Origin of the sequence: Nonomuraea indica (assembly GCF_002850745.1) — a bacterium.
Taxonomy (GTDB): domain Bacteria; phylum Actinomycetota; class Actinomycetes; order Streptosporangiales; family Streptosporangiaceae; genus Nonomuraea; species Nonomuraea indica.
Map to the genome: position 1 here is coordinate 106842 of NZ_KZ559469.1, position 15143 is coordinate 121984.

14 protein-coding genes and 1 pseudogene are annotated in these 15143 nt (G+C 73.0%); 5 read left to right on the forward strand and 10 right to left on the reverse strand.

Annotated features, from left to right (window positions below; genetic code table 11):
- Window positions 1–17 precede the first annotated feature (17 nt).
- From ygfZ to CXR44_RS12075, 4 genes are all read right to left on the reverse strand, one after another.
- A complete protein-coding gene (ygfZ, locus tag CXR44_RS12060; protein ID WP_101785717.1) occupies window positions 18–956 on the reverse strand; it encodes a CAF17-like 4Fe-4S cluster assembly/insertion protein YgfZ in 939 nt (312 codons plus the stop codon).
- Between the two features lie 64 nt (window positions 957–1020).
- Window positions 1021–1434 (reverse strand): Fur family transcriptional regulator, encoded by a 414-nt coding sequence (locus tag CXR44_RS12065; protein WP_101785719.1) that lies wholly within the window; start codon window positions 1432–1434, stop codon window positions 1021–1023.
- A 357-nt stretch (window positions 1435–1791) separates the two neighbouring features.
- Window positions 1792–2088 (reverse strand): DUF2470 domain-containing protein, encoded by a 297-nt coding sequence (locus tag CXR44_RS12070; protein ID WP_101785721.1) that lies wholly within the window; start codon window positions 2086–2088, stop codon window positions 1792–1794.
- Entirely contained in the window at window positions 2085–2573 is a 489-nt protein-coding gene (locus tag CXR44_RS12075) for a heme-binding beta-barrel domain-containing protein (RefSeq protein ID WP_101785723.1), read from the reverse strand. Before CXR44_RS12075 ends, CXR44_RS12070 begins: the two co-directional genes overlap by 4 nt.
- A gap of 101 nt (window positions 2574–2674) precedes the next feature.
- Between CXR44_RS12075 and CXR44_RS12080 the strand changes: the two genes are divergently transcribed.
- Window positions 2675–3037 carry a DsrE family protein gene (locus CXR44_RS12080; RefSeq protein ID WP_101785725.1) on the forward strand — a complete coding sequence of 121 codons (363 nt, stop codon included), beginning with the start codon at window positions 2675–2677 and terminating at the stop codon, window positions 3035–3037.
- Between the two features lie 100 nt (window positions 3038–3137).
- Here the strand turns inward: CXR44_RS12080 and CXR44_RS12085 are convergent, their stop codons facing one another.
- Entirely contained in the window at window positions 3138–4202 is a 1065-nt protein-coding gene (locus CXR44_RS12085) for a DUF2867 domain-containing protein (RefSeq protein WP_101785727.1), read from the reverse strand.
- Window positions 4203–4294: 92 nt separating this feature from the next.
- Between CXR44_RS12085 and CXR44_RS12090 the strand changes: the two genes are divergently transcribed.
- Window positions 4295–4966: a TetR/AcrR family transcriptional regulator gene (locus tag CXR44_RS12090; protein ID WP_101785729.1), complete on the forward strand. Its 672-nt coding sequence runs from the start codon at window positions 4295–4297 to the stop codon at window positions 4964–4966.
- Between the two features lie 56 nt (window positions 4967–5022).
- Here CXR44_RS12090 and CXR44_RS12095 read toward each other — a convergent pair whose 3' ends face one another.
- The 5 genes from CXR44_RS12095 to CXR44_RS12115 all read right to left on the reverse strand — a co-directional run bounded on the left by CXR44_RS12095 (window position 5023) and on the right by CXR44_RS12115 (window position 13287).
- The gene (locus CXR44_RS12095; RefSeq protein WP_101785731.1) at window positions 5023–6084 is read right to left on the reverse strand and encodes a glycerophosphodiester phosphodiesterase family protein; all 1062 of its coding nucleotides are present in this window, start codon (window positions 6082–6084) and stop codon (window positions 5023–5025) included.
- Between the two features lie 174 nt (window positions 6085–6258).
- On the reverse strand, window positions 6259–6972 hold the full coding sequence (locus CXR44_RS12100; RefSeq protein WP_101785733.1) for a type 1 glutamine amidotransferase: 714 nt from the start codon (window positions 6970–6972) through the stop codon (window positions 6259–6261).
- Window positions 6962–8191 carry a MurT ligase domain-containing protein gene (locus CXR44_RS12105; RefSeq protein ID WP_101785734.1) on the reverse strand — a complete coding sequence of 410 codons (1230 nt, stop codon included), beginning with the start codon at window positions 8189–8191 and terminating at the stop codon, window positions 6962–6964. Before CXR44_RS12105 ends, CXR44_RS12100 begins: the two co-directional genes overlap by 11 nt.
- An 11-nt stretch (window positions 8192–8202) precedes the next feature.
- Entirely contained in the window at window positions 8203–11250 is a 3048-nt protein-coding gene (locus CXR44_RS12110; RefSeq protein WP_101785736.1) for an ATP-binding protein, read from the reverse strand.
- Window positions 11251–11355: 105 nt separating this feature from the next.
- A complete protein-coding gene (locus tag CXR44_RS12115; RefSeq protein WP_245899103.1) occupies window positions 11356–13287 on the reverse strand; it encodes a hypothetical protein in 1932 nt (643 codons plus the stop codon).
- Window positions 13288–13464: 177 nt separating this feature from the next.
- Between CXR44_RS12115 and CXR44_RS12120 the strand changes: the two genes are divergently transcribed.
- The 3 genes and pseudogenes from CXR44_RS12120 to CXR44_RS40100 all read left to right on the forward strand — a co-directional run.
- Window positions 13465–14124 (forward strand): hypothetical protein, encoded by a 660-nt coding sequence (locus CXR44_RS12120; protein ID WP_101785740.1) that lies wholly within the window; start codon window positions 13465–13467, stop codon window positions 14122–14124.
- Window positions 14121–14765, forward strand: coding sequence for a hypothetical protein (locus tag CXR44_RS12125; RefSeq protein WP_101785742.1), 645 nt, complete (start codon window positions 14121–14123; stop codon window positions 14763–14765). Before CXR44_RS12120 ends, CXR44_RS12125 begins: the two co-directional genes overlap by 4 nt.
- Window positions 14766–14772: 7 nt before the next feature.
- Window positions 14773–15143 (forward strand): annotated as a pseudogene (locus tag CXR44_RS40100) (hypothetical protein); the annotation flags it as partial.

A 15143-nucleotide genomic window follows, 5' to 3' on the forward strand; every position in this document is an offset into this window, starting at 1 on the left:
TGCCGTAACGGAGGGGCTCAGCGCACCCGGCGCCGCAGCGACGGGTCGATCCGCACGTTGCGGCCGGCGTCCGGCGGGACGATGACCTCCTGGCCGGCGGCGACGCCGCCGGCCGTCAGCGGGGCGTCCACCGGGACCGTGCGCTTGAGCAGCGCCAGCGCGATCGGGCCGAGCTCGTGGTGGCGGGCGGACGAGCCGACGACGCCCACCTCCTGCCCCTCGAACAGCACCGGCGCCCCGTGCGGCGGCAGCGTGTCGACGCTGCCGTCGAGGTGCAGGAACGTCAGCCGGCGCGGCGGGTGGCCGAGGTTGTGCACCCGGGCGACCGTCTCCTGGCCGCGGTAGCAGCCCTTGGTGAGGTGCACGGCGGTGCCGATCAGCCCCACCTCGTGGGGGATCGTCTTGTGGTCGGTGTCGAGGCCGAGGCGCGGCCGGTGCTGCTCGATGCGCAGCGCCTCGTACGCCCACAGCCCCGCCAGCGGGCGGCCCAGGTGCTCGGCCAGTTCGGCGCGCGGCACCAGGAAGTCCTCGGTGGCCGAGGAGAGCACCGCCAGGTCGTCGGCGCGCGACACCTCGACGCGCAGCATGAACCGCATCCGGTCGAGGTAGGTGACGAGGCTGTCGGCGGTGCCGGGCTCGACGTGGGCCAGCACGCTCTCACCGTCGTCGACCAGCGTCAGGTGGTGCAGGATGCGGCCCTGCAGGTCGAGGTCGAGCGTCTGGGTCCACTCGCCGGGGGTGAGGGTGTCGAGCTTCTGGGAGGTCAGGTCGTTGAGCCATTTCAGCCGGTCTGCGCCGGAGATGCGGACCACCTCGCGGTTGCTGCGGTCGACGACCGCCTCCCCCTTGGCCAGCGCGCGCTGCTCGGCGAACAGGTCGCCGTAGTGCGCGGCTACGTCGGCGTCCGGAGCTTCGGCGGGGACGGCGCCGGGGAGATCGAGCAGAGGGCTACGCATGTCATCCAGGTTATCCGGCCGGGTGCCCGCCACCGCCGCCGGAGGCGGCGTGACAGGACTGCGGTCAGCGGCAGGAGCTGCACCGGCCGAACACGGTCAGATGGTGCACGTCGGCCTCGAAGCCCAGCTCCTCGTCGAGCCCCCTGATCAGCCCCTCGGCCAGCTCGGGCCGCACCTCGCCGACCTCGCCGCAGCCCCGGCACACCAGGTGGACGTGGTCGGCCTCGGCCGCCAGGTGGTAGGTCGGGGCGCCGTGGCTGAGATGGGTGTGCGTCACCATGCCCAGCTCTTCGAGGAGCTCCAGCGTGCGGTAGATCGTCGAGATGTTGACCCCCCGGGCGGTCTCGCGGACCTTGGCGCAGATCTCCTCGGGGGTGCCGTGCCCGAGATCCTTGACCGCTTCGAGCACCAGCTGGCGCTGGGGAGTCACCCGGTAGCCCTTCGCGCGGAGTTCCTCGTGCCACTGCGTCTCGGTCATGCTCCGAGTCTACGGCCGCGGGTAATTCGCTTGCCCGGGTCGAAAGGGACCGCATAACGTCATGGGTACGCGGAAAGGAGGTGGTCCAAACAATGGTGATTCATAGTTGGGCTAGCGAGGTGGTTGTCCGCTGACGATGCGGACGCCCCGTCTCGCGCCGTTCGGCGAATACGAGGCAACCACCGGGGCCCCCGGCAGCTGGAGGGCGGGAATCGTTCCCGACCATGGTCCATCCAGCCCGCCTGTGCGACAGGCGGAAGCACGCCCGGGGCCCTTTTTTCATGCCCCGCCCCCAGGTCGCGTGCCGCCGGCGAGCTGACGGGCACGAGCTGACGGGCAGGAGCGGACCCGGGCGGGTCAGTGCTCGCCGCGGGCCGGGATGCCCAGGGTGGCGCACGACTGGCGGTAGAGCCGCACCACGGCCATGCGGACCTGCGGCCGCTCGGTCAGCGTCTCACCCCACGGCACCCGCACCAGCTCGCCGCCGTCGATCGTGAACTCGATCGCCTCCGCGTCCACGCCGCTGGTCGTCGCGCGGGTCGCGCCGGGCCGCCCGCCCAGTCCCCGGACGATGACGAGCGCGTCGTCGCCGTGGTCGTCGTTCATGTGGCGTTTGATGGCCTCGACGACGTCGGCCGTGAACGGGCCGCTCACGCGACCTTCTTCAGCTCGGCCGACATGTGCGAGGTCAGCGGGTGCCCCACCGCCGCCATGTCGTAGGCCCACATGAGGTTGCCGTTGACCAGCCCGTAGAGCCGGCGGCCGGCGGTGTACTCCTTGGCCGTCACCGTGCGCGCCACCACGTCGGTCTGGAGCTCGATCTTGTGGAAGACGACCTCGCCGACGTAGATCTCCACGATCCCGGTCGGATGCGAGAGCACCACCTCGAGCTGCCGGTCGGGCAGCGGACGCCAGTAGCCGGACTCGGTGGCCAGCGGCCTGACCCGGTTGCCTGCCTGGTCGAGCAGCCAGGTGCGGCTCACGTAGCTGAGGAACGGCTTGCCGTTGTGGCCGAACTCGATCTCCTGGCCGAAGTTGAAGCTCTCGATCGTCGGGTAGCCCCCGACCCCCGCGCCTTCCCACCTGCCGATGAGGAAAGCGATCGGCTCGAGATCGGGATGCATCTCAGGTTCTTCCATACCGCACCACCCTAGTGGCGTCCCCCGCGGCCCGCAGGTCTCCGTCCATGGGGACGATACCTGGGCCAACGCGCGCACGGGCGGAGCATTAGGGTGGCGGCATGGCACGATCACTGGTGATCAAGGTGACCGCGGGCACCGACGCCCCCGAGCGCTGCAACCAGGCGTTCACGGTCGCGGCGGCCGCGCTCGCCAGCGGGGTTCCCGTCTCCCTCTGGCTGACCGGCGAGGCGTCGTGGTTCGCGCTGCCCGGCCGGGCCAAGGAGTTCGCCCTGCCGCACGCGGCCCCGCTCGCCGACCTGCTCGACGCCGTCCTGGCGGCCGGACGGGTGACGGTGTGCACGCAGTGCGCGGCCCGGCGCGACATCACGGTCGACGACCTCATCGAGGGTGTCCGGATCGCCGGCGCCCCGGCGTTCGTCGAGGAGGCCGTGGCCGAGGGCGCCCAGGCCCTCGTCTACTAGAGCCGGGGGACCGGGTCCCGCTCGGCCACGGGCAGGTGGGACCCGGTCGAGCCCGCGGGTGCCGTGCACCGGCACGGCCCGTGCGCGGCCGCGTACTCCGCTAGCGGTTCGCCCGCTGCCCGGACGCGTCACGGGTCAGCCTCGTCTCGGCGTCGCGGAGCAGCCCGGGCGCCAGCCGGCGGTGGATCGCCGACAGCGGAGTCCACACGCCGTACCCGAGGCGCCGGTCGTAGCGCAGCAGGGTGCTCAGCGACACCCGCCCCTCGGCTGCCTGGACGACGAGGTTGCCGGTCACGAACCAGGACGCGGCCTCCAGCCGGATCCAGTCGCCGCCCCGTGCGGCGATCCGCCACCCGGCCACGGTGTCCGGCGATCGGCCCGGGGCCAGCCGCAGGCCCAGGAAACCGCGGAAGATCAGCCGCGCCGCCGCGTCGGGCGTGTCCCCGAACATCGCCCGTGCCCACTGCTCCGGCGTCGCTTCGGCGTCCGTGACGCGGGTGAAGCGGTCGGCGTAGTCGATGACGGGCAAGGAGCTGAGCGCGCGAACCGACTCGGGGATGTCGCCCGGCGCGGCGGCGGAGCCCGGGAGATCCGTGTCGCGGCGCCGCCAGGCACGCTCCAGCTGCCGGGTGAAGGCCGGGAGGACGAGAAGCCAGCGGAACGGCGTGATCGCAGCCAGGTAGAGCCGTCCCAGCAGGCCGTTGCGGCGCGCGAGGATCGCCATGCGCAGTTCGTGGCCGCCACCGGCCACCGGCGCCCACCCCAGGTGCATCACCATGTGGGCGGTCTGGTTCGCCAGCTCCAGCGCGCACTCGTCGTCCAGCGCGTACACCGTGGTGAAGGGCGCCATGCCGGTGTCCGAGCCGTGCGGGGCCCGGCGCAGGTCGGACGGGAGGCGGTCGCGGAGCGACGGGACGCGGGCCCCGATGCCCGCCGCGGGTCCGTCCCAGCCGAGGAGGGCACCCACCCTTCTGCGGACGGCGAACATGAGGCGGAGCAGCGGAGAGTCGCCGCCGGAGACGCTCATCGCGGCGAGCATGGCGGGCAAGCCTTCCGGAGCGGCGCCGGGGGTGCTGATCGCCCAGACGTCCTCCAGCACGAAGTCTCCGGTGAACTCATGGACGCGCCAGGGCATGCTGGTGTGCGCGGCGTTCGCGAGCCTCATCGTCGGCTACCCTCTCTATATATATACGCCACCGTATATACAGGGAGGTTAGACCCATCTATACGGTGGCGTACACAACTACGAGAGGTGAGGTGGGACACATCGTGGGCGCGATCCGCACGACGCGTGACCGATGGATCGAGGAGGGGCTGCGGGCGCTCGCCGCCGGTGGCCCCGACGCGGTGCGCGTCGAGGCACTGGCGAAGCGGCTCGGCGTCACCAAGGGCGGCTTCTACGGATACTTCGCCGACCGTAACGCCTTGCTGGAGGCGATGCTGGACACCTGGGAGCGGGAGAGCACCGACGAGGTGATCGAGCGCGTCGAGCGCGAGGGCGGCGACCCGAAGACCCGGATCGAGCGCGCGGGCGTGCTCACCTTCTCCGACGACCGCCTGCTGCCCATCGACCTCGCCGTCCGTGACTGGGCCAGGCGCGACGACGCGGTCGCCGAGCGCCTGCGGCGCGTGGACAACCGGCGGATGGCGCTGCTGCGCGAGATGATCAGCACCTTCTGTTCCGACCCGGACGAGGTCGAGGCGCGGAGCCTCCTCGCCTTCTGCGTGGCGATCGGCGAGCACTTCCTCGCCGCCGACCACGGCGGCCGTACCCGGACGCAGGTTGTCGCCCGGGCCGCCGACCTGCTGCTCGACAGGCCCGCACGGGCCCTGCCGCCCGGCGGCGGGACCGGACGAGACCTGCCGCCCGGCGGCGGGCCGGTCGCCGACCGGCCCGCCCCCGCCGACCTCCGCACGCCTCCCGGCTGACCTCCCCGAGGACGATCAACGACTGCGAGAGGCGGAGCGGCCAGGCCGTACGGGTGTCAGGGCTTCGGCGCGTACTGCTTGGGCAGCTTGAGCCCACGGTCGGCCATGACCTGCCGCAGCTTGTCGGGGTAGTCGGTGATGATGCCGTCCACGCCGTCGTCGATCAGCTTGTTCATCGTCGGCTCGTCGTCGACCGTCCACGGGATCACCTTGATGCCGAGGTCGTGCGCCTGGTCGACCATGGCCTTGGTGACGTACGGCTGGTAGCCGGGATCGGTCACCTTGCCGTTCTGCGGGAAGCCGTGCACCGGCGAGAAGGCGTCCGCGCCGAACGACTTGACGGCCCTGAGCGGGTCGCCGCCGAAGTCGTCGATGTCGATGCCGCCCAGCCACGGCGAGGCGCCCGGCCGGCCGGTCTGCAGGAAGTCGCGGTTGGTGAGCGCGACGAGCGGCAGCCGCGGCTCCACCTCACGCATCCGCATCAGCGCGCCCCAGTCGAAGCTCTGGATGGTGACCTGGTTCAGCAGCCGGGCCCGGCGGATCTCGGCCGCCGTCACCTGGACGAACTGCTCCCTGGGCGCGGTCTCGTGCGGCGCGCCGGCCTCCACCTTGGTCTCGACGTTGAGCCGCACCCCGCGCGCCCGGTAGCGGTTGACCAGGTCGAACACCTCGCCCAGGGTCGCCATCGGCGCGCCGGGGACGGCTCGCTGACCGGGGAACTCCGCCAGCGTCCGGGTGCCGCAGTCCATCGTGCGGACCTGCCGCAGGGTGAGCGTGTTGATGTACTTGCCGACGTACGGGAACTCCGGGTCACCGGCGACGGCGGGGGCGGTGTCGCGGCACTTGCGGTTGCTGATCCGGCGGTCGTGCGTGACCACCGCCTGGCCGTCCTCGGTGATCTGCACGTCCAGTTCCAGCGTGCTGACCCCGAGCTCCAGCGCGTTCGCGAAAGCCGGCAGCGAGCTCTCGACCACGAGCCCCAGGCCGCCCCGGTGCGCCTGCAGGTCCAGGGTGTTGCGGGAGGCGTCGTGGAACTCGTCGGCGTGGGCGACGGCCGTCGGCAGGGTCAGGGCGGCGCCCAGAATCGCGGCCGTGGTGGTGATGCGCAGTCTGCTCATGGTGCTTCTTCCAGTCCGTGGGACTGGTAGGACACACGACGCCCGGGACGGGCGGGCATCCACGAGCTGAGCGGAAGGGGAAGGTTGCGTGATCGCCGGTGTCGCGACGAGCCGGCCTGACGGGCGGGCCGACGGGCGGGCCTCCGGCCCGCCCGTCGGCGCGGCAGGACGAAGTCAGCGCGGCAGGACGGCGTTGAAGCGTTCCTGGCGGAGCTGCTCGTAGCGGGTGTCGTCGAGCGGCGGCAGGTCGCCGACCCGCCAGCTCAGCAGGAGGTCGGCGAGCGCCGGGTTGCGGGCGAGCGCGGGGCCGTGCAGGTAGGTGCCGATGACGTGGCCCGCGTAGCAGCCCTCGAAGCCGTCGCCGTTGCCCGTGCCGACGACCGTGCGCGACAGCGGCCGGACGCCGGGCCCGAGGCTGGTGACGCCCATGTGGTTCTCGAACCCCGTCAGCGTCGGCAGGCCGAGCGCGGAGTCGACCTCGGCGACCAGCTCGCCGACGGCTCGGGCCGGGCCCCGGAAGCTGGCGATGTCGAGCAGGCCGATGCCGTCGACCGGCTGCCCCTCCTCGCCGCCGAACGTGCTGCCCATGATCTGGTAGCCGGCGCACACCGCCAGCATCGCGGCGCCGCGGGCGATGGCGCGGTGCAGGCCGCCGTCCTTGCGCAGCCGCTGCGCGGCGAGGATCTGCGGGCGGTCCTCGCCCCCGCCGATGAGGTAGATGTCGCCCGAGTCGGGCACCGGGTCGGCCGAGCGCACGTGGACGATCTCGGCCTCGATGCCGCGCCGCCGGGCCCGCTGCTCCAGGACGAGCGCGTTGCCCTGGTCACCGTACGTGCTGAGCAGGTCGGGGTAGATCCAGACGATGCGAAGGACGCTGTCAGACGGCACGACCGAACTCCGATCGGATCTGCTGGAAGGCGGTGTAGTTGGCGATCACGTCGACCCGGCCGGGCGGCTGCATGGCCAGCGCCTCGGAGAACGTCTCGCAAAGCACGAACGGCACCTCGGCCACGTCGAGCCGGAGCGCCAGGTCGAGGCGGCGCTCACCGGTGACGAACACCGGCCGCCCGCGCAGGATCCGGTAGTCGACGTCCCACAGCCAGGACGTGTCGCGCCCGTCGGGCCCCTGCGCGTTGACCGAGAGGATGACGGGCAGCCGCGGGTCGGCGACGTCGAACGCCTCCAGCCAGCCCGCGGGGTTCTTCGACAGCAGCAGCCGCGCGTGCCGGCCGTCGCGCTCGACCATGGTGTAACGGCCGGCGACGGACGTGACCTCGCGCAGCCGGGGCAGCGCCCGCTCCACCGGCAGCCCGAACGCCTCGGCCACGGCCAGCGCCATCACGGCGTTGGACCGGTTGGCCTGGCCGGGCAGCTGGATGTCGAGCAGCCACCGCTGCCCGCGCGGGTCGATGACGGCCTCGTCGTCGACGATCCACTGCGGCTCGGGCCGGTGGAAGGTGCACTCGCGGCACGCCCAGTCGGCGTCCTTGCGGTCGAGGGGGCCGCCGCACTCGGGGCAGCACCAGGAGTCCTCTTTCCACCGCTGGCCGCCCGCCACCCAGGTCACCTTGGCGGCGGTCGAGGCGCCCCAGGTGACGAGCGGGTCGTCGCAGTTGGCGATGACGTGGGTGGGCCTGCCGGACAGCGCCCGCCGCCACTTCTGGGCGAGCAGCCAGATCTCGGCGGCCCGGTCCATCTGGTCACGGCTGAGGTTCATCAGGCAGACGACGCCCGCGCCGGTGGTGTCGAGCACCTCGGGCAGGTATTTCTCGTCGACCTCCAGCACGCCGTAGGGGGCGTCCTTGTGCTGGGACAGCGCCGAGACGTGACCGGCCGGCATGTTGGCGCCGAACGCGTTGGTGGCGACCTCGCCGAGGTCCAGCAGCGCCGAGGTGATGAGCCGCGTCGTGGTCGTCTTGCCGTTGGTGGCGCTGACCAGGGCCAGCTTGCGGTCGTGGGCCAGCTTGCGCAGCAGGTCGGGCTCCAGCATCAGGCCGACCCGGCCGCCTATCACCGAACCGTCGCCGCGCCCGGTCATCCTGGACAGTGTGGCGGCACTGCGGCCCAGGGCGCTCGCGAGCTGTGCCCGCAGGGGAAGCTGGGTCATGGCAAAGGATCCTAGTCGGCCCGGGGCATGCCGACTCCCCCCGCAACGCCCGAACGTCGCGGACCCGCCTCGGCGAAGGTGATCTCGGGCGCGTCGTCCTCCTCGAACGGCAGCACGAAGCGGCGCGGCCACGACAGCACCCCTTCGAGCCAGCCCGCGCCCATCGTCTGGCCGACGTGGCGCAGCCTGGCCGACGGGTCGAGCCCGATCGCCACGGTCATGACGTCGCGCTGCACGCTCTCGCTCTCGTCGTCGCCCAGGATGACCCGCCAGGCCAGCGCCCGGTTGTGCTCGATCTCCATGGACAGCGGGTGGTGCCGCAACGCCTTGGCCCGGTGTCCGAGCAGCTCGCCCTCGCCGTTCGCGGCCGGGGAGGGCCGGGCCGTCTCCCCCGCCGGCACCGGCTCGGGGGCGTCCGGTCGCGGCGACGGGTCGAACAGGGCGTACTCCAGGGGCGGCGCCGGGGCGCGCAGGTCGGGCGCCGGCCGGTCGTACGGGAAGAGCCTGTCGACCTCGTGCAGCCAGCGCACCTGCGGGATGACCCACCGCGAGCCGGGCCGCTCGCCGCCGGTGTCGAGGCGGCCGAGCAGCCGGGTGGCGCACTCGGCGGCCTTCTCGGTGAGCAGCGCGGGGTCGATCCAGCTCCGCAGCGACCAGGCGCGCCGCCGTACGGACCGTTCGACGAGGGTGGCGAGCAGGCACTCGCGGCGCCGCGCCGGCAGCTCGGACCAGGCGGCGTCCAGCACGCGGGGCACGCCGGGCAGCGGACGGTTGGTGACGAACGCGAGCACGACCGTGTCGCACCAGATGCGCAACCACGCCCAGTCGGGGGCGTCGGCCAGCACGTCGGCCTCGCGCAGCTCGACCAGCGTGCACGCCTGGCCGGTGCGGCACTGGCTGCCGCAGGCGGCCGAGCGGCGGCCGCGGATCGGCGGCGGAGGGCCGTCGGCGGGCCGTTCGCGTGACTCGCCGAGCGGCACCCGGACCCGCAGCGGCCGGTCCATGCCGTCGGCGAACACCGCCGCGCAGCCCGGCTGGAGCGAGACGACCTGGCGGGACTGCTCGGGGCTGAGGTTCATGGCAGCGCCGACGAGCTGGCGGTCGTCCTCGGCGGGCAGGCGGTGCACCACCTTCAGCGCGGTGTTCTTCACCACGTCGGGGACGAGCTTGGTGGGGATCTGCTCGGCCACGACGATGCCCTCGCCGTACGCCCTGATCTCGGCGAGCATGCCGGCCAGCAGCTCGACGGCGTGGGTGGCGGCCCGGCCGGCGCCGCGGTCGCGCAGCAGCCGGTGCGCCTCCTCGATGACGATGACGTGCCGCAGGTCGGGCGACTTCTCCGTGCGGGCCCGCATCCGCAGGTGCTCCACGATCCGGATGATCAGCGTGCCCATGAGGAACGCCTTGTCCTCGTCGTTGGCCACGTCCTCGATGGCGAGGACGACGTTGCGCTCCAGCAGGCCGCCGATGTCGGCGGGGTGGCCGCCTTCGAAGAAGCGCCCGGCCGAGCCGACCCGCAGCGAGCGCAGCCGCAGCGAGATGAACCCCTCGACGTCCGCCTGCACCTCCCGGCCGTAGCCGATCTCCTTGATGACGTCCATCGCGTGCTGCTGGAGCTGTTCCAGGGTCGGCACGCTGGGCGGCACCTTGGAGCCGGGCACGGCGCCGCCGGTGACGACGTCCCAGCCGGTGGCCTCGTAGACCCGCTGCAGCGACAGCGACATGATCTGCGGGAACGGCTCCTCGGCGTCGAAAGCGGCCATGAACAGCGCCCTGACCATGTCGATGTGCGCCTGCACGGGGTAGCCCGGCTCGGGTTCCAGCGGGTTGATGCTGAACGGCACGCCGCCGGGCGCCGACGGGTTGATCACGGTCACCGGCCCGTACGCCTCGACGCGGCCGGCCATGGCGGCGTACTCCGACTTGGCGGGCTCGATGGCGAGCCACGGGATGCGGGCGCGGCTGAGCTGTTCGAGCAGGTGCCGGACGGTCTGCGACTTGCCCGAGCCGGTGGCGCCGGTGACGAACGCGTGCCGGTTGAGCGTGGCCAGCGGCACCCGGAACGAGCCGACGGCCCGGTCCTGCCCGTCGAGGATCTCGCCCAGGTCCAGCTCGCCGTCGTCGGCCTCGGAGGTCACGTCGAAGAAGCCCGCGTCCAGCACCCGCAGGCCCGGCACCTCGCGGCGCGGCAGGCCGGCCAGTGCCGCGAGCGCGCCGGCGGTGGCGGCGAACGGCGCGGCGGCGCCGTCGGCCGGGTCCTGCATGGTGATGGCGAGCGCCTCGGCGAGCGGGTAGACCGTGCCCTGGGCGCTGCGCAGCCGGTAGGGGTGGTGGCTCATCTCGACCGAGCCGACGAGCACGGGCGCGATCTGCCGCAGCTCGTCGGCGGTCGCGCCGCCGGCCAGCACCCGCACGTTCCACAGGCCCGCCTCGCGGAAGGCGTCGAGCTCCTGCATGCGCCGCTCGGCCCGTTCGGCGTCGAAGCGGGAGCGCTCGGAGGCGTCGCCGTACTGCCGCAGCACGTTGAGCTGGGTGCGCAGGTGGGCCACCTCGGCGTCGAGCAGGTCGGTCGGCTCGGCCACCACCAGCCACGCGAACGGCCGCGACATCAGCGTGATCAGCGTCGACTCGAACAGCGTGGGCCGCTTCAGCTCGTCCGGGTCGAACTCCCGGCGCCCGCCGAGCGGCGGCGCCTGGCGGCCGGGACACGGCGTCCACACCAGGTCGGCCAGGTCGGCGAGATACTCCTCGCCCAGTTGCACGCCCCGCGCGCCGCCGGGGAAGAGCAACGGCTGCGGTCCGGCCGGGACGCCGAGCGCGCCGGTCGCCCGGCGCGGCTGCCGCAGCGGCGACAGCGGCCCCGCGTTCGTGATCAGCTCAAGGGGCGCGCCCGAGCCGCGCGACAGCCAGCCGATGGCGAACGGCCGGTCCCGCTGGGCGGCGGACAGCACGGCGGGCAGCACGGTGACGAAGTCCCACTCCGCCGACGAGCTTCGCGAGGGCGCCGCGATGGACTGGATCCGGTACCAGGGCCCACTCAGCGAGACACTCGGCTGCATTTCATCCCCCCACAGACGGTTCTTTAGTAAAGTCCGCCGACCGTCAGCCCGTCACCTTGACATTGACCATGTCATTACCTGCCCTTGCGGTACTCGGGAGCGGTCTCACGCCCGGTTCCTGCGCCAGTCCAGGCGCGGCGGCGGCGGGCCGAGGTTGGGCGGGGGCTCCTCGCCGCCCTCGCGCGCCTGCTCCGGGTCGAGGGACAGCACGGCCTCGCGCACGTCGTCCAGCTCGCCGAGGGTCGTCTTGGGGAAGGTGAGGATGGCCGGGTTGGCGTCGGCCAGGCGCACCCGGCGGCCCTGCGCGGTCGCGTCGGTGACGATGACGGAGGTGGTGGGGAGCTGCTGGAGCTGGTGCGGCTCGACGAGGAACTCCCGGGAGCGCTGCAGCACCCGCTCCTTCTCGCCGATCTTGTCGGCGGTCCTGCCCCACTCGGTCGACTCGGTGATGTCCTCGGCCAGGTCGGTGGCGCCCTCGCCGGCCCCCTCCGCCTTGCCGTCCACCTGGGCGATGGTGGAGGTGTAGGCGCCGTCGAGGCCGGTGAGGGAGTCGCTGATCGTCTCGGTGAGCTGGGCCAGCTCCAGGCGGTGCTCGGTGCCGACGTGCTCGCTGGCGACCCTGGCGTCCTCGGCGTTGCCGAGCCGCATGAACGCCACCGCGGCGTGCCCCCTGCCGAGCCGTTCGCGGACGGTCGGGGTGAGCGACCGGTAGGTGAGCACGAGCCCCGTACGGGAGGTCTCGCAGGCGTCCATGAGCCGGTCGAGCACGTCGCCGCGGAGCTTGTCGGCGCCCGCCACGATGATCGTGTGGTACCAGGGCCGGTCGGAGGCGGGCGACTGGCGCAGGATGTGGGTGAGCGCGGTCGCCACGTACGTGCCGAGCACCCGGTTGCCGAACACGCCGGCCTGCCGGTCCATGCTCACCACCCGCAGCCGCGCGGGCGGCAGGCGGACGGCCTGCGAGCCGAGCGTCTCCAGCTTGCGCAGCTGCGACTCCAGCGCCCAGGCCCGCTCGATGACGACCCGGTCGCTCACCCCCCGCCCGAACAGGGTGCCGATGCGCTCCAGCTGGGTGGCGGTGATGAGGCCGTCCTTGAGGTCGTCGCGGGGGTCGCCGACCTGGGCGAGCGCCCGCAGCGCGGCGGTGACCTGGCTGATCGTGGCGTTCTCGCCGAGCACCTCCAGCACCCGTTCGAGGATCGCGTTGTCGAAGCTCAGGTCGCGGGTGGAGCGGTGCTCCTCGCTGACGCTGACCACGTGGGCGAGCACGTCGGCGAACGCCTCGGGCTTGAGCGTGGCGCCCAGGTCGAGCCGGGGCAGATCGGTCGGCAGCACCCACACGAGCGGGTCGTCGCCGCCCCTGCGGGCCAGCTCGACGAGGTCCTTGGCGATGGCGCCCTCGGACAGGTCGAGCACGGTCAGGTGACCGCCGCTGTAGAGGCGGGTCGCGCCGATCAGCGTGACGAGCGCCGACCAGCCGGGCAGCGTGCCGCCCGCCACGTCGATGCGGTCCACGTCGTCGGGCACGGCGACGGCGTACCAGGTGAGCTGGCGGTCGTGGCGGTCCTTGACCTCCTGCCACTCGCGGTAGCGCTGGGCGTGCTCCTCCTGGGCGCGGAACAGCTCCCTGTCGCGTTCCTGCCGCCGCCGGTCGGCGCGGGCCTGCTGCTCCTGGATGCGGTAGCGGACCGCCCGGTCGCCCTGGACCAGCGCGTAGCTGCAGATGAGCGCGACGCCGCCGGTGGCCACCATGCCGAGCAGGGCGAAGGACCAGTCGAGGTAGCCGGCGGCGGCGGGCACGAGGAGCAGCACGGTCAGCAGCAGCATGAACCGCCGGAAGATCCGCATGGGCCGGTTGAGCAGGTCCTGCTGCAGGCGCTCGCGGCGCACGAGGTCGGGGTCGGGGCCCGCGGGGGTGGGCGCCTCCTCCGCCGGGGAGGGGCGTTTGGGCGGGGGACCGGGATCGGGGTGCAGCAGGATGTACTGCCAGCCCAGGTAGATGCGGTCCGCCTGGAGCTGCGCATGCTCGGGATGCACGTCCACCACGTGACCCTCCGGCCGCGATATGTCGTTAGTAGTAGGGGCTCGAATCCTCCGCTTCGTGACAGCGTAAGAGCTACGCGCCCTACTGCGGCAGGGTTCTCGGCAATTACACCAGCCCGACGGGAGTTTTGCGGCGGATGGTGCGGCTGTGAGCCGTTACCATCCATACCCATGACCGAACCCTCCGGCGGCAGCGACAGGACCGGGCGCCCGGTGCTGGTGCCCGTCGCGGGTCTGGTGGCGGTCACGGCCCTCGGGATCACCGCCCTGCTGGGCGGGCTGAACGAGGCTCCGGACGAGCCGCCCGTCCTGGGCAAGGGCGCGGTGCTCGACCAGGGCCGCTACGCGACGCGCTTCGTGGGGTCGCGCGTGCGCGACGTGCCGGCCGACTCACCGTTCGGCGAGGAGCGGCGGTTCGTGGAGCTGGTCTTCGAGGTGACCAACAAGAGCGACGAGACCGCGCCGGTCGGGGTGCCGCCGGCCAAGCCCGAGAAGGCGGCCTTCGGCGAGACCTTCGCCAGCTCGCTGGTGAAGATCTCGCCCGCCTTCCCGGCGGACGCCGGGCCGTTCGTCTTCGCCGTCGCCAAGGGGGGCGAGACCCGCCAGCTCCATCCGGGGGTCAAGAGCACGGTCATCGTCCGCTACCGGCTCCAGGACGGCGACGAACCGCCGGAGAGCGTCACCCTCGACGTGGCCGGCTTCGCCTACGAGCCGGGTTTCAACGACCCCACCGAACGCTGGCAGAAGGTCACCGAGGACACCGACGGCAGGTTGACCCCCGAGGTCAAGGCGCGGGTGACGCTGCCCGTCGAGGCGGGTGAGCCGGCATGACGGTCACCCGCGAACCACCCGCGCGGGCAGCGGGCGACCGGCATGGCCGCCGGTCCGGGCGCGGCGGTGCGGCGGTGCTCAACACCGTGCTGGGCCTGCTGCTCGTGGGCGGCGCCGTCGGGCTGCAGTCGCTCGGGCTGTCCGAGAACGACGCCTCCGCGCCGCTGACGTACGTGGGCGGCAAGGGCCAGGAAGTGGACGCGCGGCGCTTCACCGTCCGGCTCGACTCGGTCGGCGCGGCGAAGGCCGTCCGGGTCAGCAGGACCGAGACCGTCGAGACGGACCAGGTGTTCCTGATCGTCCGGGCGTCGGCCAAGTCGAGCCTGCGGCCCTACCATCTGGCCCAGCCGGTGCTGCTGGACGCCGAAGGCCGCCGGTTCGCCGCCACGGACCGGGTGGACTCCGCCAAGACGCTGGCCGACAAGTGGGTCCAGCCCGACATCTGGGTCAGCGGGCCGTTCTTCTTCGAGGTCCCCGCCTCGGCGCTGCCGGACGCCAAGGTCGTCTTCGCGCTGCCCGGGTCGGCGATGCCGGTCGAGCCGTACGCGCCGGAGGCCGAGATCGACCTGGGGCTGGACGAGCAGGCCGCCCGCAGGCTCGCCGCCTCGCCGCAGGACGTCTACTCCCTCGTGGAGAAGTGATCGGACGATGAGCACTGAAGAGCGCGACTGGTTCGCGCCTCGGAACACCCGCCCGCCGGACGACGCCGGGCGGACGCCGCCTCCTCCTCCCCCGCCGGCCCGTCCGTCGCCCTGGCAGGCGACTCGGTCGTCGCGGGCCCCGTACCCCGACCAGCAGGTGTGGCCGCCGCTGTCGCGGGAGGGCGTCACCCAGCCGATGCCGGCCGTCCGCGAGGCGGCGCTCCCGCTGCCGCGCCCCTCCGCTCCACCGCACTCCCCCGCCCCGGCTCCCCCGCCACCCGTCTCACCGCCCGTCTCACCGCCCGTCTCGCCGTCGGCCGCCGCGCAGGGGGCTCCGCCTGCGGGCTCACCGGCCGAGCCGGTCCGGGGCGTGGCGGG

What these genes read in the sequence shown, in the direction of transcription:
- CXR44_RS12105 (WP_101785734.1), bottom strand. Translation starts at nt 8,191, where the DNA reads ATGACCCAGCTTCCCCTGCGGGCACAGCTCGCGAGCGCCCTGGGCCGC.
- CXR44_RS12120 (WP_101785740.1), top strand. Translation starts at nt 13,465, where the DNA reads ATGACCGAACCCTCCGGCGGCAGCGACAGGACCGGGCGCCCGGTGCTG.
- ygfZ (WP_101785717.1), bottom strand. Translation starts at nt 956, where the DNA reads ATGCGTAGCCCTCTGCTCGATCTCCCCGGCGCCGTCCCCGCCGAAGCT.
- CXR44_RS12110 (WP_101785736.1), bottom strand. Translation starts at nt 11,250, where the DNA reads ATGCAGCCGAGTGTCTCGCTGAGTGGGCCCTGGTACCGGATCCAGTCC.
- CXR44_RS12125 (WP_101785742.1), top strand. Translation starts at nt 14,121, where the DNA reads ATGACGGTCACCCGCGAACCACCCGCGCGGGCAGCGGGCGACCGGCAT.
- CXR44_RS12065 (WP_101785719.1), bottom strand. Translation starts at nt 1,434, where the DNA reads ATGACCGAGACGCAGTGGCACGAGGAACTCCGCGCGAAGGGCTACCGG.
- CXR44_RS12075 (WP_101785723.1), bottom strand. Translation starts at nt 2,573, where the DNA reads ATGGAAGAACCTGAGATGCATCCCGATCTCGAGCCGATCGCTTTCCTC.
- CXR44_RS12080 (WP_101785725.1), top strand. Translation starts at nt 2,675, where the DNA reads ATGGCACGATCACTGGTGATCAAGGTGACCGCGGGCACCGACGCCCCC.
- CXR44_RS12085 (WP_101785727.1), bottom strand. Translation starts at nt 4,202, where the DNA reads ATGAGGCTCGCGAACGCCGCGCACACCAGCATGCCCTGGCGCGTCCAT.
- CXR44_RS12095 (WP_101785731.1), bottom strand. Translation starts at nt 6,084, where the DNA reads ATGAGCAGACTGCGCATCACCACCACGGCCGCGATTCTGGGCGCCGCC.